Source organism: Stenotrophomonas sp. STEN054 (genome assembly GCF_056854535.1).
Genome location: NZ_JBXFWG010000004.1, coordinates 1 through 25,626, shown reverse-complemented (window position 1 = coordinate 25,626; position 25,626 = coordinate 1). Strand labels below are relative to the sequence as shown.

Genomic DNA, 25,626 nt, shown 5'->3' with positions numbered 1-25,626 from the left:
TGTCGCTCCAGGATCAGTGGCGGAAGTGGCGAACGCCGGTGAACACCATGGCCAGGCCATGTTCGTCGGCGGCGGCGATCACTTCGGCATCGCGCATCGAACCGCCCGGCTGGATGACGGCCTTGATGCCGGCGGCCGCTGCCGCGTCGATGCCATCGCGGAACGGGAAGAACGCATCGGAGGCCATCACCGACCCTTCCACCACCAGATTCGCGTCGGCCGCCTTGATGCCGGCGATGCGCGCGGAGTAGACGCGGCTCATCTGGCCGGCGCCGACGCCGATCGTGCGGTTGTCCTTGGCGTAGACGATCGCGTTGGACTTCACGAACTTGGCCACGTTCCAGGCGAACAGCAGGTCGGTGAACTGCTTGTCGGTCGGCGCGACCTTGCTGACCACCTTCAGTTCGTCGCGGGTCATGCCGCGGTTGTCCGACGACTGCAGCAGCAGGCCCGAGCCCACACGCTTGCTGTCGAAGTTGTTCAGGCCATCACCGTGCGGGATGCGCAGCACGCGCACGTTGGCCTTCTTCTGCGCGTATTCCAGCGCGGCCGGCTCGTAATCCGGGGCGATCAGCACTTCGACGAACTGGCGGTCGAGGATGACCTTCGCAGTGGCCGCGTCCAGCGGCTTGTTGAAGGCGATGATGCCGCCGAAGGCGCTGGTCGGGTCGGTAGCGTAGGCCAGCTCGTAGGCATCGCCGTTGCCGGCACCGACGGCCACGCCGCACGGGTTGGCGTGCTTGACGATGACGCAGGCCGGTGCATCGAACTGACGCACGCATTCCCAGGCCGCATCGGCATCGGCCAGGTTGTTGTAGCTCAGTTCCTTGCCCTGCAGCTGCTGGAACGTGGCCAGCGTGCCCGGCACCGGGTACAGGTCGCGGTAGAACGCGCCGCTCTGGTGCGGGTTCTCGCCGTAGCGCAGGTCCATCACCTTCACGAAGGTGGAGTTCATCTGCGCCGGGTACTCGGCACGCGCCGGCACGGCGGCATCGGTGGCGGTGACCGCCGACAGGTAGTTGCTGATGGCCGCATCGTACTGGGCGACGCGGTTGAACGCGGCCACCGCGAAGGCGAAGCGGGTGCCTGCGCTCAGCTGGCCATCGTTGGCGTCCAGCGAGGCCAGCAGTTCGGCGTACTGCGTCGGGTCGGTGGCCACCGCCACGCGGGCGAAGTTCTTGGCCGCCGAGCGCAGCATGGCCGGGCCGCCGATGTCGATGTTCTCCACCGCGTCGGCCAGGGTGCAGTCGGCCTTGGCGGTGACCGATTCGAACGGGTACAGGTTCAGTACCAGCAGGTCGATGGCGCCGATGCCGTGCTCAGCCATCACCGCGTCATCCAGGCCCGAACGGCCGAGCAGGCCGCCGTGCACCATCGGGTGCAGGGTCTTGACCCGGCCGTCCATCATTTCCGGGAAGCCGGTGACGTCGGCCACGTCCTTCACGGCCAGGCCCGCATCGCGGATCGCCTTGGCGGTGCCGCCGGTGGACAGCAGCTCGACGCCGCGGGCGGCCAGCGCGGTGGCCAGCTCGACCAGGCCGGTCTTGTCGGAAACGGAAAGGAGGGCCCGACGGACGGGCAACAGATCAGCAGTCATGGGGACAGGGCAATCGGCAGCGGAGCGGGGCCGATATTGTAGTTCGTGGGGGGCGGTGGCGGGCGCTGCCGGCGCGCTTTGCTGGCCCCGGCAGGGGAAAACGGCCTGCATCGGCATGCCGGGCTGAACACGCCATGGGGTAGGCTATGCCGGAACTGCCAAGGATCAGCGGGTTCAGATCGTGTCGATCTATGCTTTGAAAGGACGTTTCCAGGACCTCTTGCGTCCGGCCGTGCGCGGGCTCTACCGCCTCGGCATCACCGCCAACACGGTGACCGTGGCTGCCGCTGTGGTCTCGCTGCTGGTGGCCGCCGCCGTTTGGTGCTGTGCGCCTGCGCAGCCGCTGCTGTACCTGCTGCTGCCGTTGTGGATGCTGCTGCGCATGGCCCTCAACGCCGTGGACGGCATGCTGGCCCGCGAGTTCGGCCAGCAGTCGAAGCTGGGCGCCTACCTGAACGAGTTGTGCGATGTGATCGCCGACGCCGCGCTGTACCTGGCCCTGCTCAGCGTGCCGGGCGTGCGGCCGGAGGCACTGTGGCTGCTGGCCTGGACCGCGGCGCTGAGCGAATACGCCGGCGTACTGGGGCTGATGGTCGGTGCCAGCCGCCGCTATGACGGCCCGATGGGCAAGAGCGACCGCGCGTTCGTGATCGGGGCGCTGGGCCTGCTCCTGGCCTTCGGGTGGGTGGGCGCGATGACGGTCACTGGCGTGGCTGCGGCCATGGCCGCACTGTGCGTGCTGACGATGACCAACCGCATCCGCCGCGGGCTGCAGGAAGCGGCGATTCCGCCGCAGTAATCAACGACAAACAACAAGACTACACGCCTTATCAATCTGGAGATTGCATGCGTCAGGCGCAGGAACGGGAATTCCACAGCTTCGACCAGGTACCGCTGTTCTACCGGTACTGGGCGAGCATCACGACCACCACGCCGGCCAAGGCCATCGTGCTGCTGCATCGCGGCCACGAGCATTCCGGCCGGGTCACCCACCTGGTCGATGAACTGGACCTGCCCGATACCGCGTTCTTCGCCTGGGATGCGCGCGGCAACGGCCGTTCGCCGGGTGCCCGCGGCGATGCGCCGGGCTTCCCGGCGCTGGTGCGCGACCTGGACAGCTTCATCGCCCACATCGGTGCCGAGCACGGCATCGCGGTGGAGGACATCGTGGTGATCGCGCAGAGCGTGGGCGCCGTGGTGGCCGCCACCTGGGTGCACGATTACGCGCCGCGACTGCGCGCGCTGGTCATGGCTTCGCCGGCGTTTAAGGTGAAGCTGTACGTGCCATTCGCGCGCGCTGGCCTGACCCTGATGCAGAAGCTGCGCGGCAACTTCTTCGTCAACAGCTACGTCAAGCCGCAGTGGCTGACCCACGATCCGGCGCGGGTGGAAAGCTACCGCACCGACCCGCTGATCACCCGGCCGATCTCGGTGCGCGTGCTGCTGGGCCTGTACGAGGCTGCCGACCGCATCGTCGCCGATGCGCAGGCGATCAGCGTGCCGGTGCAGCTGCTGGTGTCCGGTTCGGATTTCGTCGTGCACCGTGGCCCGCAGGACCACTTCTACGAGCACCTGTCCAGCCCGATCAAGGAACGCGTGCACCTGCCGGGCTTCTTCCACGACACCCTCGGCGAGCGTGACCGCGCGTCAGCGTTGGCGCGCATCCGCAGCTTCATCCAGGCGCGCTTCGCCGAGCCGCTGCGCGAACTGTCGCGGCGCGATGCGCATCGCCATGGGCCGACCTTCGAAGAATCGGAAATCCTGGCCTGGCCGCCGGAGCGAAACAGCCTGGCCGACCTGCGCTGGCGCGTGGTGCGTGGCGGCCTGCGCGTCGGCGGCACGCTTTCGGAAGGCATCGCGCTGGGCCTGCAGACCGGTTTCGATTCGGGCAGCACGCTGGACTACATCTACCGCGACGAAGCGCGCGGCAAGGGCCCGCTGGGCCGCATGGTCGACCGCAACTATCTCGATGCGATCGGCTGGCGTGGCATCCGCATCCGTGGCCAGCACCTGCAGGAACTGCTGCGCGACGCTGCCCAGCGCCTGCGCGGGCAGGGCACGCCGGTGCGCGTGCTGGACGTTGCGGCCGGCCACGGCCGCTACGTGCTGGAGGCGCTGGGCCAGGGCGAACAGCGTGCCGAGCGCATCGTGCTGCGTGATTTCAGCGATCTGAACGTGACTCAGGGCCAGGCCTTGATCGACCGCCTCGGTGCGTCCGACATCGCCCACTTCGAGCAGGGCGATGCGTTCGACCCGGTACAGCTGGCGCAGGTCGACCCGGCGCCGACGCTGGCGGTGGTGTCGGGCCTGTACGAACTGTTCCCCGACAACGATGCGGTGCTGCGTTCGCTGCAGGGCATCGCCGCAACCGTGCCGGTCGGCGGCTACCTGGCCTATACCGGCCAGCCATGGCACCCGCAGCTGGAATTCATCGCCCGCGCGCTGACCAGCCACCGCGGTGGTGCGGCGTGGGTGATGCGCCGTCGTACCCAGCAGGAAATGGATGAGCTGGTGCGCCTGGCCGGGTTCGAGAAGGTGGCGCAGCGCATCGACGCGTTCGGCATCTTCACCGTGTCGCTGGCACGCCGGACCGCGTGATGGCAACGCTGGCTGCCACCCCGCTGGCCGCGGCGGGGCGTCCCTGGCGGCGCGCCCTGCTGTGGCTGGTACTGCTGGGCCCATTCTTCTTCGCCAGCTATGGCTTCGCCAACTGGATGGCCGGGCGCCACGCCGTGCTGCCGGTGATGGCATTCGCCTGGGAATCGCATATCCCGTTCGTGCCATGGACGATCGTGCCGTACTGGTCGATCGACCTGTTCTACGCGATCTCGTTCTTCCTGTGCCGGCAGCGCCTCGAGCTGGACCGGCATGCGCTGCGCCTGTTCAGCGCGCAACTGATCGCGGTGGCCTGCTTCCTGCTGTGGCCGCTGCGCTTCAGTTTTGAACGACCAGAAATCGGCGGCGTGTTCGGCTGGCTGTTCGATGTGCTGCTGGGTTTCGACAAGCCGTTCAACCAGGCGCCGTCGCTGCACATCGTGCTGCTGATCGTGCTGTGGGTGAAGTACGCGCAGTACCTGCATGGCGCGTGGCGCTGGCTGCTGCATGCGTGGGCGCTGTTGATCGGCGTCTCGGTGCTGACCACCTTCCAGCACCACTTCATCGATGTGCCCACCGGACTGCTGGCTGGTTGGCTGTGCGTGTGGCTGTGGCCAGAGCAGGGCACGCCGCCGCTGCGGGCGTGGCGCACGGCGCGCGATCCAAAGCGCTGGCGCCTGGCCTCGTTCTATCTGCTGGGCGCCGCGGTTCTGCTGGTGCCGGTGGTGGTGCTGGGGGGCGCGACGCTGTGGCTGCTGTGGCCGGTGGTGTCGCTGCTGCTGGTGGCGCTGGCCTATGCCGGGTTGGGCACGGCGGTGTTCCAGAAGCGCGCCGATGGGCGACTGACCATGGCCGCGCGCTGGCTGCTGGCACCGTACCTGGCCGCGGCCTGGATCAATTCGCGGCTGTGGACGCGCACTGTGCCGCAGCCAGTGGAAGTGGCCGGTGGCGTGTGGCTGGGCCGCATTCCCTGCGCCGCGCTGCCAGCGCCGTTGCGCGGTGTGGTCGATGCCTGCGCCGAGCTGTCCTGCACGGCGCCGGGTGCGGCCTATGCCAGCGTGCCGATGCTGGATTTGGTGGTGCCCACGCCGGCGCAGCTGGCCGAGGCCGCCGATGCCATCGAAGCCCTGCGTGCGCAGGGGCCGCTGCTGGTGTGCTGCGCACTGGGCTATTCGCGCAGTGCGGCCAGCGTCGCGACCTGGCTGCTGCGTACCGGCCGGGTATGCACCGTCGCCGAAGCGGTAGCGCGGGTGCGTGCCGCACGGCCGTCCATCGTCCTGCATGACGTTCATCTACAGGCCATCGCGGCCGCCACCACACGGGAGAGCAACGCATGAGTACCGCTGCCGATCTGCCGATGATGCACCTGCTGCTGCGCCAGGGCCGGCTGCCCGCCGCGCTGTCAGCGGGCCTGCTGCTGGTAGCGCTGCTGATGCTGGGCATCGAGCCCGGCCTGGCGATGTTCGCCGCCGGCCTGCTGCTGCTGAGCGTGGCCGTGGGCGTGGTGCAGGCGTATTACGCGGTGCGCGTGCAGCTGGATGCCAGCCTGCTGCAGCAGCTGCTGCGGGAAGGCCTGCAGGGCGATGCCGCCGCCGAGCGCGTGGACGCGGCGCTGCACACCGCCGGCCTGCGCCGCCGCGATGCGCAGGCGCCGGTGCGCGGCTGGGACGTACGCTGGATCGGCATGCGCCGCCTGCTGGTGCGCCAGTATGTGGCCACGCTGCTGCAGTTTGCGGTGATGCTGCTGGCCGTGCTGTGGCCGCAGACCTGAGCGGAGATAACGATGTTTGCTGAGCTGATCGCCCGCGCCTGCAGTGGCGCGATCCATGTGGTGACCGGTGCGCGCGCGCTGTGGATCGGCTGTGCGCCATCCAGCGAGCACCGCGTGTACTACGGCAACCATGCCAGCCATGGTGACTTCGTGCTGATCTGGTCGTCGATGCCGGCGGCGCTGCGTCGCCAGGTGCGGCCCGTCGCCGCCGCCGAGTACTGGCAGGGCGATGCGCTGCGCAGTTACCTGATCGATGCGGTGTTCAACGGCGTGCTGGTCGAGCGCGACGCCGCGCGGCGCCAGCAGGATCCACTGCAGGGGCTGCGCGATGCGGTGGACGAGGGATGTTCGTTGATCCTGTTCCCGGAAGGCACGCGCAACATCGGCGAGGAACCACTGCTGCCGTTCAAGAGTGGCATCTATCATCTGGCGCGGCAGCGCCCGGAACTGGAGTTCGTACCGGTGTGGATCGACAACCTGAAGCGGGTGATGCCCAAGGGGCGTTTCCTGCCACTGCCGCTGCTGTGCACGGCGACTTTCGGCACGCCGCTGCGCCTGCAGGCCGATGAGGACAAGGCCGCGTTCCTCGCGCGCAGTCGCCAGGCGCTGCTGGACCTGGCACCGAACGGAGGCCGCGCATGAGTTTCCTGCTGGATGTATCCGGCGACCTGGCCACGCAGAGCGTGGGCCAGCAGACCGGCCTGCTGTTTGCCGGTGTCGGCGCGGTGCTGGTGCTGGCCACGCTGGTATCGGAGACGCTGCGCTGGCGCCAGCGCGAGAACCCCAGCGCGGTCATCGCCAACCTGGTTTCGCGCATCCGCGCGTGGTGGGTGATGGCCATCGTGGTGGGCGCTGCGCTGCTGTTCGGCCGCGCCGGGGTCATCGTGCTGTTCGCGATCATCTCGCTGTTCGCGCTGCGCGAGTTCATCACGCTGGCGCCCACGCGCTCGGGCGATTACTACGCGCTGCTGGCTGCGTTCTACATCGTGCTGCCATGGCAGTACTACCTGGTGTGGATCGACTGGTACGGCATGTACACGCTGCTGATTCCGGTCTACGCGTTCCTGTTCCTGCCGATCCTGTCGACCATCGGTGGCGACACCACCCACTACCTGGAACGCACGGCCAAGGTGCAGTGGGGGCTGATGATCTGCGTGTTCTGCATCTCGCACGTGCCGCTGCTGCTGAACCTGCACGTGCCCGGCCACGATCCCTCGCGCAACGTGCTGCTGTTCGCCTTCCTGGTGATCGTGGTGCAGTCCTCGGACGTGCTGCAGTACATCTGGGGCAAGCTGCTGGGCAAGCGCCTGATCGCCCCGAAGCTGTCGCCGTCGAAGACGGTGGAAGGCTTCGTCGGCGGCGTACTCAGTGCCAGCGCGCTGGGTGCGGCGCTGTGGTGGATCACCCCGTTCACGCCGCTGCAGGCGTTCGGCCTGTCGCTGCTGATCAACCTGATGGGATTCTGGGGTGGCCTGGTCATGTCGGCGATCAAGCGCGACCGCGGCATCAAGGACTGGGGCCACATGATCGAGGGCCATGGCGGCATGCTCGACCGGCTGGATTCGGTGTGCTTCGCCGCGCCGGTGTTCTTCCATGTGGTGCGGTATTACTGGAAGGCCGGCGGGGTGGGGTGATTTCGCCGGGTTTTCATCCACGCATGGCGTGGATCTACGGGCATACATCGGTAGCGCCGGGCCATGCCCGGCGGGCCGCGCTTACGCGCTGATGCCGTATTCCTTCAGCTTCTTGCGCAGCGTGGCGCGGTGGATGCCCAGCATCGCCGCGGCGCGGCTCTGGTTGCCTTCGCAGTGGTTGAGCACTTCCACGAACAGCGGAATCTCCATCTCGCGCAGCACGATCTCGTAGACATCGTCCGCGTCGCAGCCATCGAGGTCACGCAGGTAGCGGCGCACGGACTGGGCGACGTGTTCACGCAGCGGTGGCCGGGCAGCGCCACGACTGTTGTCAGGACGAGAAAGGACAGCGTTCAAGGGGGTTCCCGATTCGGTGGCCCGTGCGCGCGGAGCGCGCGGCCGGACGAGGTGGTGGCGGCCAGTCTAGCGCGAGCGTGCCCGACCTGCCACGGCTGGACTCCTTCGTCCCGCTCAGAGGAACTCGAAGGTGAATGCGACCGTGGAGGCCGCAGGCTCCTGTACGCGGAAGGCGATGCGCGCGCTCTGCCCCGGTTCCAGCAGGGCCGCGCCGGGGTTCTCGCCCAGGTACTGCGCGGGCGGGAACACGCCGGTGCCGATCACCCGGCCATCAGCATCGGCCAGTGACAGGCGCAGGTCGGGCCATGCCTGTGCCCAGCGCGCATCGTTGCGGATGCTGGCCTGGACCTGCAGCACACCGGCCTGCCCGGGCAGCGGACGGATCTCGCGACTGGTCATGGTCAATGCGGTCGGTTCGCGCCATGCCGGCAGACTGCAGCGCAGGACACCGCACAGCGCACTGATCCACGGGCGGTGCGCGGCATCAGCAGCCAGTCGCGCACGATCGGCCAGCACGCTCTGCAGCACCAGCAGCAATGCCAGCACGGCCACCAGGGCCCAGTGCCAGCGCGGCGTCGGCAGGGCACGCGGGCGGGCGCCGAGGAAACTGGGCGCATCGCTGGCCGGTGCGACCGATGCCGGCGTGTCGATGCGCGAGGACGTTTCAATGACAGTGTCATCGGACCGTCGCGTCTGCGGCGGTGGCGGTGTGTCCACCACCGGTTCGGCCGGCAGTTCCAACGGTGCCGTCTGATCGACGGTGGCATCCGTCGTGTTGCCAGCGGGTTCCTGCGCCTGCCCGGTGTCGGGCGGCGCATCGGTTCCCGGCGCGGAACGCAGGAAGGTGGCAAGCGGACGACGCGGCGGGTTCGGCTCGGACATGCTCAGGGCGCGGGCTCGGATCCAGCGGTCATTCAACCACGATCAGGCGCGGCGTACGCCGGTGATGCGCATCCAGTCGCCGTCCTGGGTGGCCTGCAGCTCGTCGAACCATGCTGCGTAACGCTGCAGCAGTTCGCCTTCCTGGCCATGCAGGATGCCCGACAGGGCGATGCAGCCACCGGCAGCGACGCGCGCGGCCAGCAGTTCGGCCAGTGCATCAAGTGCCGAGGCGAGGATGTTGGCGACCACGATCGGGTAGGTGGCCACCGGTTCGTCCTGCGGCAGATACACGTGCATGCGGGCCTGCTCGCCATTGCGCTCGGCGTTGTCGGCGGTGGCGATCAGCGCCTGCGGATCGTTGTCCACGCCGATCGCTTCGCCTGCACCCAGCTTCAGCGCGGCCAGGGCGAGGATGCCCGAGCCGCAGCCGAAGTCGAGCACGCGCTGGCCCTGCAGCAGGCCATCCACGGCCAGCTGGTCCAGCCAGCGCAGGCACAGCGCGGTGGTCGGGTGGGTGCCCGAACCGAAGGCCAGACCCGGGTCCAGGCGCACCACGGCGGCGTCGGCGGCCTGCGCCGCCTCGGGCAGTTCATGGTTCCACGGCACGATCCAGGTGCGGCTGCCGAAATCCATCGGCTGGAACTGGTCGAGCCAGGCGCGTTCCCAGTCTTCGTCCTCGACCGCGCGGAAGCTGCCGCCGGTCCAGTCCAGCTCCGGGTCGAACGCTTCCAGCGCGGCCAGCAGCAACAGCGCGTTGCTGTCGGCCGGGAACAGCGCGCTCAGCACCAGGGTGTCCCACAGCGGGGTCTCGCCCACGCCCGGCTCGAGGATGGCCTGCTCGTTGCTGGTGTCGGCCTCGGCATCGAGCAGGGTCACCGCCAGCGCGCCCACGTCCTCCAGCGCGTTTTCATAGCGGGGCTGGGTGGCTTCGGTGCAGCGCAGGGTCAGTTCCAGGAACGGCATGGCGTGGGGGCAATCGCGGGAAAGGGGGCCATGCTAGACCATCCAGCCGTCTCCGTATCCCCTGAGATGCGGGCCGGGGCTGAACGAGGCCGATTCAGACAGGCCTCACGGGCCTTGCTAAACTTGGCGCTTTCCTGCCCGACGTGCCGTAACCGACCGCCGATGGCTCTCGCCCCGACCCTGAAAACCTGGTTGCTCGTGCTGCCGGCCGTGGCCGTGCTGGGCGTGGCCGGTTATCGGGCCAGTGGCCATGGGCGCGCGGAGCAGGTGGACGTGGGTGCGCCCATGGCGGTGTCCGCCGCCAGCGTGCAGGACGCGCTGGAACCGGTGATGCCTGAAGCGCTGGCCCGCCGCCTGGCCGGCTTCGAGCGCAGCAGCGCGCTGCCTTCGGGCCTGCCGCTGGACATCCGCGCCGACATCGAAGGCGAGACCGATCTGTTCGCCTACGCACAGCGCCTGAAGGCGCAGGCCGAGCAGGGCAATCATGAGGCGCGCTGGATGCTCAGCCGGGTCTACGACTACTGCGCGCAGTATGCGGTCGATCCCGGTGGCTACCGCCTGGACAACAACGTGCTGGCCGGCCTCGGCCTGAGCGCGGCGCCGGCGATGGTGCAGGCGCGCGAGCGCGTGGCGCAGCGCTGCGGTGGTTTCGTGCCGGGCGACAAGCTGGGCCCTTCGCTGGTGTTCAACGAACGCCGGCGTGCGGCCCTGCAGGGCAACCTGGCCGCCGAAGCCGCGCTGTTCGCCGAGGGTGAGCCGCTGCACAGCAATGACCAGTACCGCCGCGACCTGGTGGAGCGCGTGCGTACCTCGCGCGACCCGGAGGCCTACATGGCGCTGGCGCCGGGCATGGGTGTGCGCGCTGCCGGCGACAAGGCGCTGGCCAACATGGTGGCCGGCGAACAGCTCAGTGAGATGGCGTGGCGGGTGGCTGCCTGCCAGCTCGGTCTACCGTGTGGGGCCGACAGTGTGCTGATGAACAGTTACTGCGCGAACGGAGGGATCTGTTCGCAGGATGGTACGCAGGATTTCCAGGATTTCGTGTATGACGCTGCTGTATCGCGGCAAGGTGCGGGGAAGATGAACGAATGGATCAAGCAATTGATTGGAAAGAGGAACGGGCAATGAACTACCGTCGATTCCTGCACGGGGCCAAGTTCTGGTTCTGGGTGGCGTTGTTTGTCGCGTATTCGGCCGGCGCGGTTGGCCTGCTGATGATCGACACCTACGAGGATCGCTACCGGCATCTTTCCAAGGTTGAGCTGACCTCGGTGAAGGCGCAGGAAGACGTGCGCCGCGCCGGTGCCAGCCAGGTGGCTGCGGTGTACCGCGCGCAGAGTGGCGCGCCGTTCGCTGCGTTGCCGGCGGGCAGTACCTTCCAGGTGGTCTGGCCCGATGGCTCGACCGAAACCATGGTGATCGTCGACCCGACCTCGCCCAACGGCGTGCGCCCGCTGGCCGAGACGCAGATTCCGGCCGAAGTCGCTGAGAAGCGCTGACCCGCGTGGGGTAGCGCCGGGCCACGCCCGGCGGTGATGCCCGGCGGCACCGGAAGACGCAAAAAAGGGCGGGGAAATCCCCGCCCTTTTCGTGTCCAGCATCTGCCGCCGATCAGGTCAACGCGATCGGCTTGTTCTTGCGTTCGGCCAGGCGCTTTTCCAGGTAGTGGATGTTCTGCCCACCGGCCTGGAAGCCCTTGTCGCGCATGATGCGCTGCTGCAGGGCCACATTGGTCTTGATGCCGTCCACCACCATCTCGCTCAGCGCCACGCGCATGCGGGCGATGGCGGTCTCGCGGTCCGGGCCGTGCACGATCAGTTTGCCGATCATCGAGTCGTAGTTCGACGGCACGCGGTAGCCACTGTAGATGTGGGTGTCCACGCGCACGCCGGGGCCGCCCGGCGGATGGAAGCCGGTGATGGTGCCCGGGCTCGGCACGAAGGTTTCAGCATCTTCGGCGTTGATGCGGCACTCGATGGCATGGCCGCTGAGCACCACGTCGCTCTGCTTGATCGACAACTTCTGGCCTGCAGCGATCTTCAGCTGCTCGGCCACCAGGTCGATGCCGGTGACCATTTCGGTGACCGGGTGCTCCACCTGGATGCGGGTGTTCATTTCGATGAAGTAGAAGCGGCCGTCTTCGTACAGGAACTCGAAGGTGCCGGCGCCGCGGTAGCCGATGCGCACGCAGGCTTCGGTGCAGACCTTGCCGATCTCTTCGCGCTGTTCGGCGCTGATGCCCGGTGCCGGTGCTTCTTCCACTACCTTCTGGTGGCGGCGCTGCATTGAGCAATCGCGCTCACCCAGGTGGATGGCGTTGCCCTGGCCGTCGGCCAGCACCTGGATCTCCACGTGGCGCGGGTTCTCCAGGAACTTCTCCATGTAGACCTCGCCATTGCCGAACGCGGCCTTGGCCTCGCTCTTGGTGGTTTCGATCGAGGTCTTCAGCGAGGCTTCGGCGTGCACCACGCGCATGCCGCGGCCACCGCCGCCACCGGCCGCCTTGATGATGACCGGGTAGCCGATCTCACGGGCGATCTTGGTGTTGGCAACGATGTCCTCGCCCAGCGGGCCGCCCGAGCCGGGCACGCACGGCACGCCGGCGGACTTCATGGCGCGGATGGCTTCGACCTTGTCACCCATCATGCGGATGGTGTCGGCCTTGGGGCCGATGAAGATGAAGCCGGACTCCTCCACGCGCTCGGCGAAGTCGGCGTTCTCCGACAGGAAGCCGTAGCCCGGGTGGATGGCCTGGGCGTCGGTGACTTCCGCCGCGGCGATCAGCGCCGGGATGTTGAGGTAGCTCTGCGGCGACGGTGCCGGGCCGATGCAGACCGACTCGTCGGCCATGGCCACGTGCTTGAGGTTGCGGTCGACCGTGGAGTGCACGGCCACCGTGCGGATGCCCAGGGTGTGGCACGCGCGCAGGATGCGCAGCGCGATCTCCCCTCGGTTGGCAATGACGACTTTGTCGAGCATGGCGTGCCCCTCAGCCGATCACGAACAGCGGCTGGTCGAACTCCACCGGCTGGCCGTTCTCGCCCAGGATGGCGACGATGGTGCCGGACTTGTCGGCTTCGATCGGGTTGAACATCTTCATCGCTTCGATGATCGCCAGGGTCTCGCCTTCCTTGACCTGCTGGCCAACGGTGACGAAGGCCGGCTTGTCCGGAGCGGCCGACGCGTAGAAGGTGCCGACCATCGGCGAGCGCAGCACGTGGCCTTCCGGCAGGGCCGGGCCCGGCTTGGCGGTGCCGCCGGTGGAGGCTTCGGTCGGCGACTGCATCGGCATGGCCTGCGCAGCCGGGGCAGCCGGAGCGGCGTACACCGGGGCCGGCATCGGTGCGGCATAGCCGGCCACCGGGGCGCGCGACAGGCGCACGGACTCTTCGCCTTCCTTGATTTCGATTTCAGCCAGGTTCGACTCTTCCAGCAGGTCGATCAGCTTCTTGATTTTGCGCAGATCCATGAGGGCCTCTTTGGTTTCTATCTAGGTGAGGTAGAGCGCCGGCTGGCGCCCGGGTCGACAATCAGGTGGCGGACACCCGCAGCAGCGCCGCGTCCATCGCGTAGCGGTAGCTGTCGGCGCCGAAGCCACACACCACGCCCACCGCCTTGTCGCTGAAATAGCTGTGCTGGCGGAACGGTTCGCGGGTGTGCGGGTTGGACAGGTGGATCTCGATGAACGGCACGGCCACCGCCGCCAGCGCATCGCGCAGGGCAACCGAGGTGTGGGTGAAGGCGGCCGGGTTGATCAGGATGAACGTGGTACCGTCGGTGCGCGCGGCCTGCACGCGGTCCACCAGCACGTGTTCGGCGTTGGACTGCAGGCTTTCCAGCGCATGCCCGGCCACAGCGGCCTGGGCGGCCAGCGCCTGGTCGATGTCGGCCAGCGTGGTGTGCCCATAGACCTCCGGCTCGCGGGTGCCGAGCAGGTTGAGGTTGGGGCCATGCAGGACCAGCAGCTTCGCCATGGAGTCCGATCAACGGGAAAGGGCGGCAGTCTGGCGGAACCTGCGGATGCTGTCCAGTTCGGCGAAATTGCAGGTGTTTAAAGCAATCGTTTGAAAATCGTGGAAGCGCTTGCGGCCGTATGGGTGGCGCCGGATCAAGGCCCGCTGAACGCCGTGGCGGCGGGGATGCCCGCACGAAGGCCGACGATGGCGTAGATCCACGTCCCGCGTGGATGACCACGTCCAGTAGATCCACGCCATGCGTGGATGACCGCGCCCCGTAGATCCCCGTCATGCGTGGATGACCGCCGCCGGACTTAGGTCTCGAGCCGTCGGCACCACGTTCGGGAACACCTCTTCCAGCGCCTCGGTCTCGCCGGGTTTCGGCGCCGGCCAGTTGTAGGCGTCCACCGGCTGCGCGCGGTTCACCCACAGCGCGTAATGCAGATGGTCGGCACGGCCATCGCCGGTATTGGGGTGGATGAGGATGGTCAGGCCCAGGCTGCTGAGCGGCAGCCACGGCACCCGCACCGGCAGCAGGTCGTTGCTGAAGCCGAAGTAGAACGACGGCGTGACATGCGGGCCGCGCAGTTCCAGGTTCCAGTTGCCCAGTTCCACCGCGAAGCGTTCGTCCGCCCAGCGCCGCAGCAGGGCCGCCTTCTGGTGGCTGTCTTCGTCGAGAGATGTGGGCGTGGTAGCTCTTGATATCGGTATAGGCACGCGGCCGGCTGGGCACCGGTGATTCGCCCGGGCGCACGCTGGCCGGGCGCGGCGTCGCTTCGGCTGCCGTATCCTGGCCCCAGGGGCTGCGGCCCTGCGCCGGCGGCGGCACGATCGCGCGGAAGCCGGGTCGGCCGGGTTCGATGGTGTTGGACGCGCTGGCAGCGGCATGGCCGCGCCAGCGTCCTGGTGACGGAGCCGACACGCTCGGCGATGGTGGCCGCGCCGTCCAATAAGCACAGGGCATCAGGTGATGCCGCGCCGCTGCCACCACGTTGAGTCGTGCCCGCGGTCGGGCTAGGGTGGCCGGGCCATGCACCGGACCTTCGCCATGACCGCTGTTGACCCCGGGACCGCGCGCCGGCGCGCCGCCTTCCGCCAACTGCACGCCCAGGGCTGCTTCGTGCTGCCCAACCCGTGGGACGTGGGCAGTGCGCGCTATCTGCAGCGGCAGGGGTTCCAGGCGCTGGCCACCACCAGTGCCGGCTGCGCGTGGAGCGAGGGCCGGCCCGATGGTGCCGTTTCGCTGGAAGCCACGCTGGAACACCTGCGGCTGATGGCGGACGCGACGTCGCTGCCGTTGAACGCGGATTTCGGCGATGGTTTCGGTGCGACGGCGGACGAGGTCGGCGCAGCGGTCACCGCCGCCTTGGATACCGGCATCGCCGCGCTGTCCATTGAAGATGCCAGCGGCGTGGCGGGGGCGCCGCTACGGCCGCTTGAGCAAGCTGTGCAGCGCCTGGCCGCCGCGCGTGCGGCCATTGATCGTGCCGGTGCCGACGTCCTGCTGGTGGCGCGTGCCGAGAACTTCTTCGTCGGCGTGCCCGATCTGGACGACACCCTGCAACGACTGCGCGCCTACGCCGCGGCCGGCGCCGACGTGCTGTACGCACCGGGCATCACCACCCGTGAGCAGATCACGGCGGTGGTTGCGGCGGCAGGACCGAAGCCGGTGAACCTGCTGGTCGGTGGGCCCACGCCGCTCACCTTGCAGGACATCGCCGCGCTGGGCGTGCGCCGGGTCAGCCTGGGTGGGGCCCTGGCGCGCGCGGCATGGGGTGGGCTGATGCAGGCCACCGATCCGATCCTGCGCGACGGCCGTTTCGATGGCCTGCAGCGGGCCGCCGCGGGCGCGGCATTGAACGACCTGTTCCGCTGATACGACGACATCACGCAGTAGATCCACGCCATGCGCGGATGGACACGGGCCAATAGGCTGCATCAGTAGATCCACGCCATGCGTGGATGCTTACCCGCGATCGGGGTCGCAGCCCTTCGTTGAACGAAGGGATCCGATCCCGGCTGCCCAGCAATTCCTCAGAACCGCGCGGTCAGGCCGACGAAGAACGTACGCGCGCCGCCGTCGTAGTTGTTGCCTTCGTCGATCGTGGACACATCGCCCAGGTTCTGCACGCCCGCGCGCAGGGTCAGGTTTTCGCTCACGTCATAGCCGGTCACCAGATCCACCGTCGTGTAGGCCTTGGCGAACGTCGCGCTGGTGGAGGACACCAGCTGCTTGCCGATGTGCTGTGCGCTCAGGTTCAGCGACCAGGCATCGGTCACGTCCCAGTTCAACGAGGTGTTGCCGGTGATCTTCGGCACCACCAGCAGGCTCGCGCCAGTGGTGCGGTTGTTCGATTCCAGCATGCGCGTGACGTTGGTGGTCCAGCTGACACGCTCGTGCAGCGGCACGGTCACGCTGGCTTCGATGCCACGCGTGCGGGCCTTCTGCACGTTCTGCGCCACGGTCCACCAGAAACCGTTGACGAAGCTGGTGGTCTGGCCGGAGATCTCGCGCAGCGGAACCTGCTGGATCTTGTCGTCGAAGTCGGTCAGGAAGTAGGTCGCCGATGCGGACCAGCCGTTCTTGTCGTAGCCCAGCCCCAGCTCGTAGTTGGTGCTGGTTTCCGGTTCCAGGTTCGGGTTGCCGGCCATGTAGCAGCCGGTGGTGCCATCGGCGCTCACCGAGCGGTTGGTCCAGCCTTCGGCGGTCAATGCCGTGCAGCCGTTGCCGCCGGACTGGGTCGCCGCGCCGGCCGTACCCTGCTTCAGGTTCGGCGCCTTGAAGCCCTGCGACACGCCACCGCGCACGGTCCATGCATCGCCCGGATGCCACACGCCGTAGATGCGCGGGCTCAGGTTGTCATCGTAGTTGTCGGTATTGTCCCAGCGCAGGCCCACGGTCAGCACGAAACGCTCGTGCAGGGTGATGTGGTCCTCGGCGAACAACGCCCACGAATCGGCTTCGCTCACTGGGCTGATGCGGCCGCTGCCGGTCCAGGTCACCGGCACGGTGCCGATCGTGTCCGGGTTCTCCAGTTCCTCGCGCCTCCACTGCGCGCCCACGTTCAGGCTCTGCTCGAAGCCCCAGTGGAAGCCGTGGTTGAAGGCGGTGTCGAACACCGTCTCCTTGGAGTGGGTGCCCAGCACGCTGCCCTTGTCGTTGTAGTCGTTCTGCACGAGCGTGCTCTTGGACGTGGTGGTGTCGCCGTAGCGGCCGTCATGGCTGACGACGTAGCCGGTCTGCACCAGCTTGGACAGGCCCCAGGCATACACATCACCGGCACCGGTGTTGCGCTGCTCGCCGCGCGAACCTTCCAGGGTCAGCGCGTGGTCGTCGTTGAGGCGCCACTGGAACTGCAGGTTGGCGTTCTGCGCCTTGTTGCCGGGCGTTTGCCGCGCACCGGTGTCGGACGTGTGGTCGGTGACGTTGGCACCGATGCGCACGCCGAGGTTCTCGGTCAGCGGGCCACTGAACAGCGCGCCCATCTGCGTGGTGTCGCCGCGCGTGTCCGAGTCGGGCATGCTGTGGTTGAGGGTGACCGAGCCACCCCAGTGGTCGCGGATCTTGTGGGTGATGATGTTGATCACGCCGCCCATCGCATCCGAGCCGTACAGCGAGGACATCGGGCCGCGCACTACTTCGATGCGCTCGATCATGTCCGGCGACAGCCAGTTCAGATCCTGCGGACCGAGGTCGTCGCGGTAGTTCACGCCGGAGGAATTGCCCTGGCGGCGGCCGTCGATGAGGATCAGCGTGTACTGCTCGGGCAGGCCGCGCAGGCGGATCTTCGACTGCGCACCGGACAGCGCATAGCCGCCGGTCACGCCCGGCACGGTGCTCAGCAGCTGGCCGATGCTGGTGACCGGCTTGCGCTCGATCTCCTCGCGGGTGATGACGCTGATGCTGGCCGGCGCATCCTTGATCCATTGCTGGGCGCCGGTGGCGGTGACTACCACGGTGTCCATCTGCTTGGTCGACGAAGCGTCGGCGGCGGCATCAGCGTGGGCGGTGCTGGCCAGCGCAAAACCAATCGCGGCGGTCAGCGCGGCAACGGAACGACGGGATTTCAGAACGGCATGCGACATCGCGCAGTACTCCTGTTGAGGGTCCACTGGCGATGGCTGGGACGTCGGTGTGTGGGGATTTCAGAATTCTTTAACAATCGTATCACGAATCATTCGCATTTGAGGTCTGGTGACATATACATGTCCGCCTGGGCCGCAGCCCAGGGAGGGCCAGCGCGCCGAAATCAGCGTCCTGCGGAGCGTACTGGTGGAATTCCTGCTGATAGTTACCATTGGTAACTAATGAATCAGCAGGTCTTTCCCATGCGCAGCCTGATCGTCGTCGCCCATCCCGATTCCGCTTCGCTTACCCATGCCGTTGCCGCGCGCATCGGCCAGTCCATCACCGATGCCGATGCGCGCAACAGCGTGACCCTGGCCGATCTCGCCGCCGAGGGTTTTGATCCCCGCTTCAATGCCGCCGACATCGGCCTGTTCAAGCAGGGCGCGGCGGTGCCGGCCGACGTGGCCGCCGAGCATGCGCGGCTGGATGCCGCCGATACGCTGGTGCTGGTCTATCCGCTGTACTGGTGGTCGTTCCCCGCGCTGCTGAAGGGCTGGATCGACCGGGTGTTCACCCAGGGCTGGGCCTACGCAGACGGTGCCGACGGCAAGGTGGAAAAGAAGCTGCAGCGGCTGCAGGTGCATCTGGTCGGCATCGGCGGCGCGGGCGCGGAGATGATCGAACGCCGCGGTTACGGTGCGGCAATGAAGACACAGATCGACATGGGCATCTTCGATTACTGCGGTGCCACCGTGCACTCGTCCACGCTGCTGCTCGATGCCGACAGTGGCCAGGCCGCGGTGCATCTGCAGACCGCCACCGACATCGGCCGTACCATAGGCACACCTGTCTGATGATGTAGAGCCGCTGCATGTCCACCGCCGCTACGCCCACCCGTCGCCGGATGTCACGCGGACAGCGTGGCCGCCAGCTGCTGGACGTGGCCTGGACGCTGGTGGGCGGCGAGGGCACCGATGCGCTCAGCCTGGGGCGCCTGGCCGAGGCGGCCGGCGTGACCAAGCCGGTGGCCTACGATCACTTCATCACCCGCAATGGCCTGCTGGCCGCGTTGTATGCGGACTACGACCAGCGCCAGACCGCCGTGTTCGATGCGCGCATCGGCGCGGCACCTGCGCGGCTGCACGAGCGTGCTCAGGCCATCGCGTCGGGCTACATCGACTGCGTGCTCTCGCAGGGCAGCGACATCCAGGCGATCCTCGCTGCGTTGGCAGGTTCGCCCGAGCTGCGCGACGTACGCCACCGCTACCAGCAGGGTTTCGTCGAGCAGTGTGCGCAGTGGCTTGGTCCGTTCGCGGCCGACGGCGCCGTGCCCGTGGCCGGGCGCTGGGCAATTCTCGGTGCCGCCGAGGCGCTGTCCGAAGCGGTGGCTGCCGGCGCGCTGCAGCAGCCGGATGCGGAAGCAGAACTGCAACGACTGATCGTCGAGACCGTCAGCCGCGCGCGCTGATCGCCGCGTCGCCCTGCAGCTGCGCGAAACCGTCCTGCAGACATTGCTGCACCCATGCGTTCCGCGATTCCCGCGTGGGCGCGCCGAGGGTGATGTTGATCAGCCGGTGCGTCGCCTCTTCGCTGTCGCGGCACGCAGTCGCCGCCAGGCAGAAGCCCGCCGCTCGGGTATAGCCGGTCTTCAGCCCATCGATGCCATCCGAGCCCAGCAGCGTGTTCTGGTTGTCCTTGCAGAACGTACCGTGGCTGAAGTGGCGCTGCGCGGTGATAGCCAGCACCTGCGGATGATCGGCCAGCAGCCGCGCGGCAAGCATCGCCATGTCATGCGCGGTCGACACATGGCCCGGCGTGGTGATGCCCGAGACGGAAACAAAGTGCGTATCGCGCAGGCCCATGCGTGCAGCGGTCTCATTCATGCGCTGTACGAAGGCAGCCTCCGAACCCGCCAAGTGGCGGGCCAGCGCCAACGCGGCATCGTTGCCGGACACCACCATCAGGCCTTCCAGCAGGTGGCCAAGGGTGACGGTCTCGCCCGGCATCAGGCCCATCCGCGTTTCATCGGCGGCCACCGCGTGCACGTCGCGCGCATCGGTCACGGTGCTGTCCGTCCACGCGTGCCCCCCGCGCGCGATGGCCTCATAGGCCACATGCGCGGTCATCAGCTTGGTCAGCGAGGCGGGCGCACGCGGCAGCCTGGCATCGTGCTGCTGCAGGATGTGCAGCGTGGCCGCATCCACGGTGATCGAAGAAAGCGCCGATATCGGCGAAGCAGGCAATGACATCACCAACAAGATATCGCGGAGCGAGCAGGGCGAAAAGCCGCACGAATCTGCAACATTGCAATGATATAACGTGCCGCTGTTGGCGGTGTCGCCGCCTTTCGTACTGCAGGAATCTCCATGACCCGACCCCTCGCGCGACGCTGGCTGTGCCCGTTGATCCTGGCTGCGCTTGCCGCGCTCACCGCCTGCCAGCCCAATGCGCGTCCCGATGCGCATGCGGCCACCGCGACCACCGCCGAAGCGCGTCCGCACAACGTCATCGTGATGATCAACGACGGCGCCGGTTGGGGTACCTGGGATGCGGCGGCCTACTGGCAGTACGGCAGCCGCGAAGGCGCACCGTATGCGGGTTTCCCGCAGCGCCTGGCCGTCACCACGTTCCCGCTCAACGCCAGTGGCCAGCCCACCCGCGATGATTCGCAGCGCATCGGCTATGACCCCGTGCAGGCCTGGGACATCACCGGGGTGCCGGCGCCCGACCTGCCGTTCGTCGCCTACCAGTATCTGGCCGCGGTCGCCACCGACAGCGCTGCCGCCGGTACCGCGTTGTCGTCCGGCATGAAGACATACAACAACGCCATCAACGACAACAACGATGGCCAGCCGGTGGAGTTCAATACCCTGCGCGCCAAGGCGCTGGGCATGGCCACCGGCGTGGTCACCTCGGTGCCGTTCCCGCACGCCACGCCAGCGGCGTTCGCGGCGCAGAACGAATCGCGCAACAGCTACCATCAGATCGCCCACCAGATGCTGGCCCAGGGCCACATGGATCTGGTGACGGGCACCGGCGGCCCCGGCTACAGCGTCGACGGCACGCCCTGCGTGGACAGCATGGACAAGGTCGCCGCCGAAGGCTGCCAGAACCCATGGGAATGGGTGTCGCAGCAGGATTGGCAGCAGCTGGAAGCGGGCACGCCGATTGCCGGCAATCCGTCCGGTGCGTGGCGCCTGATCCGCAGCAAGGACGACTTCGCCGCGCTGGCGGACGGCCGCCTGCCGGCCGACTGCCCGCTGATCGGTCTACCGCGCGTGGCCAACACCCTGCAGCAGGCGCGCCAGCTGCCGGTGGTCGGGCGCGATGCCGCCACGCCGTCGGGGGTGAAGAAGATCGACAGCGTGCCGGACCTGGCGACGATGACCCGTGGCGCGCTGCGCTTCCTGCAGCAGCGTTCGCCCAAGGGCCTGTTCCTGATGGTTGAAGGTGGCGCCACCGACTGGGCCGCGCACACCAGCGCCTGCGGCACCGAGTGGCACTACGGTGCCTGCACCGACCAGCCGCAGTACGGCCGCCTGATCGAGGAAACCGCCGAGTTCAACGATGCGGTGTCGGCAGTGGTGGCGTGGATCGAGCAGAACGGCGGCTGGGAACGCAACCTGCTGATCGTCACTACCGACCACGACAACAGCATGCCGATGGGCCCGGACGCGCAGAAGGTGGCCTTCGAGCCGGTGCGCAACAACGGCCGCGGGAAGTTGCCGGGCATGAGCTTCCGCCCCACCGGCAACCACTCCAACGGCCTGGTGCCGCTGTGGGCCAAGGGCAACGGTGCCGAACTGCTGGGTCAGCGCGTGCGCGGGGTCGATGCCGGCTACCGCAAGCACGTGCGCTGGAACGACGGCAGCTACATCGACAACACCGACGTGGCCAAGGCCGTGCAGGACGCCCTGCAGCGCTGACCGCCCCCTGTAGAGCCGAGCCCATGCTCGGCTGCTCTCCGCTATCGGTAGAGCCGAGCCCATGCTCGGCTGCTCTCCGCTATCGGTAGAGCCGAGCCCATGCTCGGCTGCCTTGTGCCCTTTGTAGAGTCGAGCTTGCTCGACTGCTTCTCGGGCCTCAGTCGAGCAAGCTCGACTCTACCCGGCTGTCGCCTGCCACCGCTGCAGCCATCCGGCTATTGCCGGGTTCAGCCGCGCATCGTCCGGCAGCCGCACGCCAAAGCCCTCCTGCAGCACCTGCCGGACATCGGCCACATCGCGCAGCGCACGCTTCTCCGGCGCTTGCCCCGGGCGGTATTCGGTGTAGTTGCCACTGCCCATCGTGCGCCGCCCCTCCGGCCACGTCAGCGAAGCACGCAGTTCCCCGGGGAAACTCGAGTGCGGGTGCGTGCACACATACCAGTTGCCCACCTCGTTGTCGGCCGCCGCCGGCGACGTCAGGTCGAACCGGTACAGCGACCGCCAGTCGTCACCGCTGCAGGCCGCCAGCAGGTAATCGCCATCATCCAGGCGCTGCAGCCGGTAGCGTTCATGCGGCGTGTCCTGCGCGGCTGTTTCCTGCAGCCGCAGCGGCACGGTCGGGGTCAGGCTGCCGAAGCCGGTATCCACCAGCCAGTCCTCGCCGGCCAGTCGCACCCGGATCAACAGGTGGGTACGTGGTGTCAGTTCGCCTTCGGCGGCCGACAGCAGCACGCGCGCGCTCAGTGCATGGGCATCGAAGCCCAGCGCCTGCAGCAGCACGAGGAAGGCGCCATTGAGCTCGAAGCAGTAGCCCCCGCGCTGCGCGTCCAGCAGCTTGCGCTGCACGCTGTCCAGGTCGATCGGCACCGCATCGCGCAGCAGGCAGGTGAGGGTCTCGAACGGCACATGGGCATTGTGGCGCTGCTGCAGCAGGGTCAGCCCGGCCAGGGTGGCCGGCGGCGCGGCCGGCAGCTGCAGTCGCTGCAGGTAACGGGGGATATCGAGCGTGGTCATGACGGCACCAGGCGGGGCAGGGAAACCTACTGTGCAACCGCAAGCGGGGTTGAGGTCAAGGGCAGTGGCCGATGTCATCGCCCCGTCGCCTGCGGCCGGTACAAAGACCGCAAGTGCCCCCGGTGGCAGTTCTCGAAAATAGCTCCAAAGTTCCGCAGATCCGGGCCGATACAGATGCGTCCTTTTGCCTGGAGTCTGTCATGTCGACCGCGGTTGTTCGCCTCCGGTCCCTGCGCACCCACTTCGATGGGCTGCGCTCGGCGTTTCCTGGCCTGTTGCGCTGGCTGCAGCCGCACCGGCTCAGCGTGGCCGACAAGCTGAAGGCCACCTTGTGGGTCTGCGGCCTTGGCCTGGTGGCCATTGCCGGCGTATACGCCTGGACCGGCCACGCCAGCGCACAGGCGGCCCGCACCCAGGCCAGCTACCAGCACGGCAGCGATCTGGCGGCGGCGCTGGCCACCCGCGTGGCGGAAGCACGGCGCCTGCAGACACAGTATGCGCGCAGCTTCGATGATGCCGACCGCAGCCAGCTGCTGGCCACCCAGCAGGAGCTGAAGCAGGATCTGCAGGCGTTGCGCGCGATGCCGATGGATGCCGGCCGGCGCAAGGCGCTGCAGTCGCTGGCCGAAGCGGTCGACGGCTTTTCGCAGGGCATCGCCGCGCTGTTCGAGCGCGTGGATGAGATGGGCCGCGGCGACGCGGGCCTGGCCGCGCAGCTGCAGCAGGCTGCCGACACGCTGCAGGCGAACGTGACCGCGCTGCAGCGTCCGGTGCTGGAACTGCATGTGCAGAAGATGCGCCGGCAGGAGGCGTTGCTGCTGCTCGATGGCGACTCCACCCATGCCGACCGCGCCAGCGAAGAGAAGCTGCCCTTCGATCTGGCCCTGGCAGGGGTGCCGACCGAGGCGCAGGAAAGCCTGCGCACCGACATGGATGCCTACCAGGCCGCGCTGCTGGGCTACACCGCCGCTCGCGTCGGCCTGGATGTCGAAGCCCAGTCGCTGCTGGATACCGCTGCCAGCGTGGCGCCGGCACTGGCCGCCTTCCAGAAGGCCCAGGTGCAGGCGCTGGCCCAGGCACAGGCGAGCCAGCAGGCCAGTGCACGCACCATGAGCGTGCTGTTCGCTGCGACGCTCGTGCTGGTGGCTGGTGTGCTGATCACCAGCCTGGGGCTGGTGCTGCGTGCAGTACGCCGTCCGATCCAGGACACCCTGCGTTTCGCCAGCGACATTGCCGATGATCGCCTCGACACCACCTTGCGCGTGCACAACGCCAACGATGAGATCGGCCAGTTGGCGCAGCGCCTGATCAACATGCAGCAGCGCCTGCGCGCGCGCATCGAGGAGGAACGCGCGGTGGCGCGTGGCAACACCCGCGTGCGCCAGGCGCTGGACAGCGCACAGACCGGGCTGATGGTGATCGATGCGGAAGGGCAGGTGGCCTACGCCAATCCTGCCCTGCGGCAGCTGCTGGGCATGCCGGCCGACGCACTGGTTGGCAGCGATGCCGTGCGCCTGCACCCGGCGATGACCAGCCTGGCCGGCGTGCGTCGCCGCGAGGAACGCGAGATCAATCATCTCGGCGTCCGCTACCAGCTGATCGCCAACGCGATCGTCGATGAGAGCCATTTCCTCGGCGTAGCGGTGGAATGGCGCAGCCGCGCGCTGGAAACCCTGCTGGAAACCGAAGTGGCCGCGCTGGTCGATGCGGCCGCGCACGGTGAACTGCAGGGCCGCATCGCGCTGGAAGGCAAGCAGGGCTTCGTGCGCACGCTGTCCACCAGCATCAACCATCTGTTGGCCACCTTCGAAACCAACCTGGGCGACCTGCAGGCGCTGCTGGCGGCACTGGCCCGCGGCGACCTGAGCGTGCGCATGGAGGGCGACCTGCAGGGCGTGTTCGCGCGCATGCGCGACGATGCCAACGCCACCGTCGGCCAGCTCGGTCACATCGTCACCCGCATCCAGCAGGCTACGTCGCGGCTGGATGTGGGCGTGGGTGAGATCGTCGCCGGCCACCATGACCTCTCGCAGCGTACCGAGCAGCAGGCGGCCAACCTGGAAGAGACCGCCGCGTCGATGCACGAACTAACCGACACCGTTGGCCGCAACGCCGATGCCGCCGGCCGTGCCGATGCGCTGGTGCAGGGTGCGGCGACGGTGGCCGCGCGTGGCGGCCAGGCCGTGGGCCAGGTGGTGGCGACCATGCATGGCATCAGCGAAGCCTCGCGCCGCATCGGCGACATCACCCAGCTGATCGACGGCATCGCCTTCCAGACCAACATCCTGGCGCTGAACGCTGCCGTGGAAGCCGCGCGTGCCGGCGAGCAGGGCCGCAGCTTCGCCGTGGTGGCGTCCGAAGTGCGCTTGCTGGCCCAGCGGAGCGCCGAGGCGGCCAAGCAGATCAAGGAGCTGATCGAGGATTCAGTCACCCGCGTCGGCCAGGGCAATGTGCAGGCCGAACAGGCCGGCACCACCATGGGCGAGATCGTCGGCAGCGTGCAGCAGCTGGCCGAACTGCTCACCGGCATCCGCAGTGCATCGCAGGACCAGCACGCCGGCATCGCGCAGGTGAACCAGACCATCGTGCAGATGGAATCGAGCACGCAGCGCAATGCCAGCCTGGTGGAGGAAGCCGGCGCATCGACCGCGCACATGCAGGCCCAGGTGCAGGCCCTGGCCGAAGCGGTGTCGGCGTTCCGCCTGCAGCCGGAGCGGCGCCCGCGCGTGGCCGCGTGATGGCCTGATCGCCTTCGCCCGGGGCGCGCCGGCCGCCCCCGGCGGGGACGAGAGGGGGGTGGGCGGCCCCCGCACCCCGCCGCCGCCCCCAGAAACCCCCGGCGCCCGGCCCCCCGACGGCCGC

The 25,626-nt window shown here is 68.1% G+C and carries 23 protein-coding genes and 1 pseudogene; 13 read left to right on the top strand and 11 right to left on the bottom strand.

Annotated features, from left to right (window positions below):
* Positions 1-13: 13 nt before the first annotated feature.
* Entirely contained in the window at positions 14-1,597 is a 1,584-nt protein-coding gene (gene purH, locus AC1VXD_RS02395) for a bifunctional phosphoribosylaminoimidazolecarboxamide formyltransferase/IMP cyclohydrolase (protein WP_482990664.1), read from the bottom strand.
* A gap of 181 nt (positions 1,598-1,778) precedes the next feature.
* Here purH and AC1VXD_RS02390 point away from each other — a divergent pair, with 181 nt between their 5' ends.
* From AC1VXD_RS02390 to AC1VXD_RS02365, 6 genes are read left to right on the top strand one after another with little or no spacing between them, the layout of a single operon-like run.
* Positions 1,779-2,396, top strand: coding sequence for a CDP-alcohol phosphatidyltransferase family protein (locus tag AC1VXD_RS02390; protein WP_482990663.1), 618 nt, complete (start codon positions 1,779-1,781; stop codon positions 2,394-2,396).
* A gap of 47 nt (positions 2,397-2,443) precedes the next feature.
* Positions 2,444-4,195, top strand: coding sequence for a bifunctional alpha/beta hydrolase/class I SAM-dependent methyltransferase (locus AC1VXD_RS02385; RefSeq protein WP_482990662.1), 1,752 nt, complete (start codon positions 2,444-2,446; stop codon positions 4,193-4,195).
* The gene (locus tag AC1VXD_RS02380) at positions 4,195-5,529 is read left to right on the top strand and encodes a phosphatase PAP2/dual specificity phosphatase family protein (protein ID WP_482990661.1); all 1,335 of its coding nucleotides are present in this window, start codon (positions 4,195-4,197) and stop codon (positions 5,527-5,529) included. Before AC1VXD_RS02385 ends, AC1VXD_RS02380 begins: the two co-directional genes overlap by 1 nt.
* Entirely contained in the window at positions 5,526-5,963 is a 438-nt protein-coding gene (locus tag AC1VXD_RS02375) for a hypothetical protein (RefSeq protein WP_482990660.1), read from the top strand. The genes AC1VXD_RS02380 and AC1VXD_RS02375 overlap by 4 nt, the downstream gene beginning before the upstream one ends.
* Positions 5,964-5,975: 12 nt before the next feature.
* Entirely contained in the window at positions 5,976-6,605 is a 630-nt protein-coding gene (locus tag AC1VXD_RS02370) for a lysophospholipid acyltransferase family protein (RefSeq protein WP_482990659.1), read from the top strand.
* Complete coding sequence (locus AC1VXD_RS02365; protein ID WP_482990658.1) at positions 6,602-7,597, top strand: phosphatidate cytidylyltransferase; 996 nt, start codon at positions 6,602-6,604, stop codon at positions 7,595-7,597. The genes AC1VXD_RS02370 and AC1VXD_RS02365 overlap by 4 nt, the downstream gene beginning before the upstream one ends.
* 81 nt (positions 7,598-7,678) lie before the next feature.
* Here the strand turns inward: AC1VXD_RS02365 and fis are convergent, their stop codons facing one another.
* From fis to prmA, 3 genes are all read right to left on the bottom strand, one after another.
* A complete protein-coding gene (fis, locus tag AC1VXD_RS02360; RefSeq protein WP_006397198.1) occupies positions 7,679-7,954 on the bottom strand; it encodes a DNA-binding transcriptional regulator Fis in 276 nt (91 codons plus the stop codon).
* Between the two features lie 114 nt (positions 7,955-8,068).
* Complete coding sequence (locus AC1VXD_RS02355; protein WP_482990657.1) at positions 8,069-8,836, bottom strand: DUF3426 domain-containing protein; 768 nt, start codon at positions 8,834-8,836, stop codon at positions 8,069-8,071.
* A gap of 42 nt (positions 8,837-8,878) precedes the next feature.
* Positions 8,879-9,799, bottom strand: coding sequence for a 50S ribosomal protein L11 methyltransferase (gene prmA, locus AC1VXD_RS02350; protein ID WP_482990656.1), 921 nt, complete (start codon positions 9,797-9,799; stop codon positions 8,879-8,881).
* A 162-nt stretch (positions 9,800-9,961) separates the two neighbouring features.
* Here prmA and AC1VXD_RS02345 point away from each other — a divergent pair, with 162 nt between their 5' ends.
* Both AC1VXD_RS02345 and AC1VXD_RS02340 read left to right on the top strand, forming a co-directional pair.
* Positions 9,962-10,927, top strand: coding sequence for a hypothetical protein (locus AC1VXD_RS02345; protein ID WP_482990655.1), 966 nt, complete (start codon positions 9,962-9,964; stop codon positions 10,925-10,927).
* Positions 10,924-11,298, top strand: coding sequence for a hypothetical protein (locus tag AC1VXD_RS02340; RefSeq protein WP_482990654.1), 375 nt, complete (start codon positions 10,924-10,926; stop codon positions 11,296-11,298). The genes AC1VXD_RS02345 and AC1VXD_RS02340 overlap by 4 nt, the downstream gene beginning before the upstream one ends.
* Before the next feature lie 112 nt (positions 11,299-11,410).
* Here the strand turns inward: AC1VXD_RS02340 and accC are convergent, their stop codons facing one another.
* The 4 genes and pseudogenes from accC to AC1VXD_RS02320 all read right to left on the bottom strand — a co-directional run bounded on the left by accC (position 11,411) and on the right by AC1VXD_RS02320 (position 14,791).
* Positions 11,411-12,778: an acetyl-CoA carboxylase biotin carboxylase subunit gene (accC, locus tag AC1VXD_RS02335; RefSeq protein WP_482990653.1), complete on the bottom strand. Its 1,368-nt coding sequence runs from the start codon at positions 12,776-12,778 to the stop codon at positions 11,411-11,413.
* Positions 12,779-12,788: 10 nt separating this feature from the next.
* On the bottom strand, positions 12,789-13,268 hold the full coding sequence (gene accB / locus AC1VXD_RS02330) for an acetyl-CoA carboxylase biotin carboxyl carrier protein (protein WP_079223759.1): 480 nt from the start codon (positions 13,266-13,268) through the stop codon (positions 12,789-12,791).
* Positions 13,269-13,329: 61 nt separating this feature from the next.
* Positions 13,330-13,773, bottom strand: a complete 444-nt coding sequence (gene aroQ, locus AC1VXD_RS02325) for a type II 3-dehydroquinate dehydratase (protein ID WP_482990652.1) — start codon at positions 13,771-13,773, stop codon at positions 13,330-13,332.
* A gap of 270 nt (positions 13,774-14,043) precedes the next feature.
* A pseudogene (locus AC1VXD_RS02320) lies at positions 14,044-14,791 on the bottom strand (DOPA 4,5-dioxygenase family protein).
* 12 nt (positions 14,792-14,803) lie between these two features.
* Here AC1VXD_RS02320 and AC1VXD_RS02315 point away from each other — a divergent pair.
* The gene (locus tag AC1VXD_RS02315) at positions 14,804-15,631 is read left to right on the top strand and encodes an isocitrate lyase/PEP mutase family protein (RefSeq protein WP_482990651.1); all 828 of its coding nucleotides are present in this window, start codon (positions 14,804-14,806) and stop codon (positions 15,629-15,631) included.
* Positions 15,632-15,789: 158 nt separating this feature from the next.
* Here the strand turns inward: AC1VXD_RS02315 and AC1VXD_RS02310 are convergent, their stop codons facing one another.
* Positions 15,790-17,841, bottom strand: a complete 2,052-nt coding sequence (locus AC1VXD_RS02310; RefSeq protein ID WP_482990650.1) for a TonB-dependent receptor domain-containing protein — start codon at positions 17,839-17,841, stop codon at positions 15,790-15,792.
* 243 nt (positions 17,842-18,084) lie between these two features.
* Here AC1VXD_RS02310 and AC1VXD_RS02305 point away from each other — a divergent pair, with 243 nt between their 5' ends.
* Positions 18,085-18,678 carry an NAD(P)H-dependent oxidoreductase gene (locus AC1VXD_RS02305; protein ID WP_482990649.1) on the top strand — a complete coding sequence of 198 codons (594 nt, stop codon included), beginning with the start codon at positions 18,085-18,087 and terminating at the stop codon, positions 18,676-18,678.
* A 17-nt stretch (positions 18,679-18,695) separates the two neighbouring features.
* Positions 18,696-19,292: a TetR/AcrR family transcriptional regulator gene (locus AC1VXD_RS02300; RefSeq protein ID WP_482990648.1), complete on the top strand. Its 597-nt coding sequence runs from the start codon at positions 18,696-18,698 to the stop codon at positions 19,290-19,292.
* On the opposite strand, the gene AC1VXD_RS02295 is transcribed toward AC1VXD_RS02300, so the two are convergent.
* A complete protein-coding gene (locus tag AC1VXD_RS02295) occupies positions 19,276-20,073 on the bottom strand; it encodes a D-alanyl-D-alanine carboxypeptidase family protein (RefSeq protein ID WP_482990647.1) in 798 nt (265 codons plus the stop codon). The two genes, AC1VXD_RS02300 and AC1VXD_RS02295, sit on opposite strands and share 17 nt — an antisense overlap.
* 117 nt (positions 20,074-20,190) lie before the next feature.
* On the opposite strand from AC1VXD_RS02295, the gene AC1VXD_RS02290 reads away from it, so the two are divergent.
* Positions 20,191-21,750, top strand: a complete 1,560-nt coding sequence (locus tag AC1VXD_RS02290; protein ID WP_482990646.1) for an alkaline phosphatase — start codon at positions 20,191-20,193, stop codon at positions 21,748-21,750.
* Between the two features lie 177 nt (positions 21,751-21,927).
* Here AC1VXD_RS02290 and AC1VXD_RS02285 read toward each other — a convergent pair whose 3' ends face one another.
* Entirely contained in the window at positions 21,928-22,764 is an 837-nt protein-coding gene (locus tag AC1VXD_RS02285) for an arylamine N-acetyltransferase family protein (RefSeq protein WP_482990645.1), read from the bottom strand.
* A 200-nt stretch (positions 22,765-22,964) separates the two neighbouring features.
* Here AC1VXD_RS02285 and AC1VXD_RS02280 point away from each other — a divergent pair, with 200 nt between their 5' ends.
* Complete coding sequence (locus AC1VXD_RS02280) at positions 22,965-25,502, top strand: methyl-accepting chemotaxis protein (protein WP_482990644.1); 2,538 nt, start codon at positions 22,965-22,967, stop codon at positions 25,500-25,502.
* Positions 25,503-25,626: the final 124 nt, after the last annotated feature.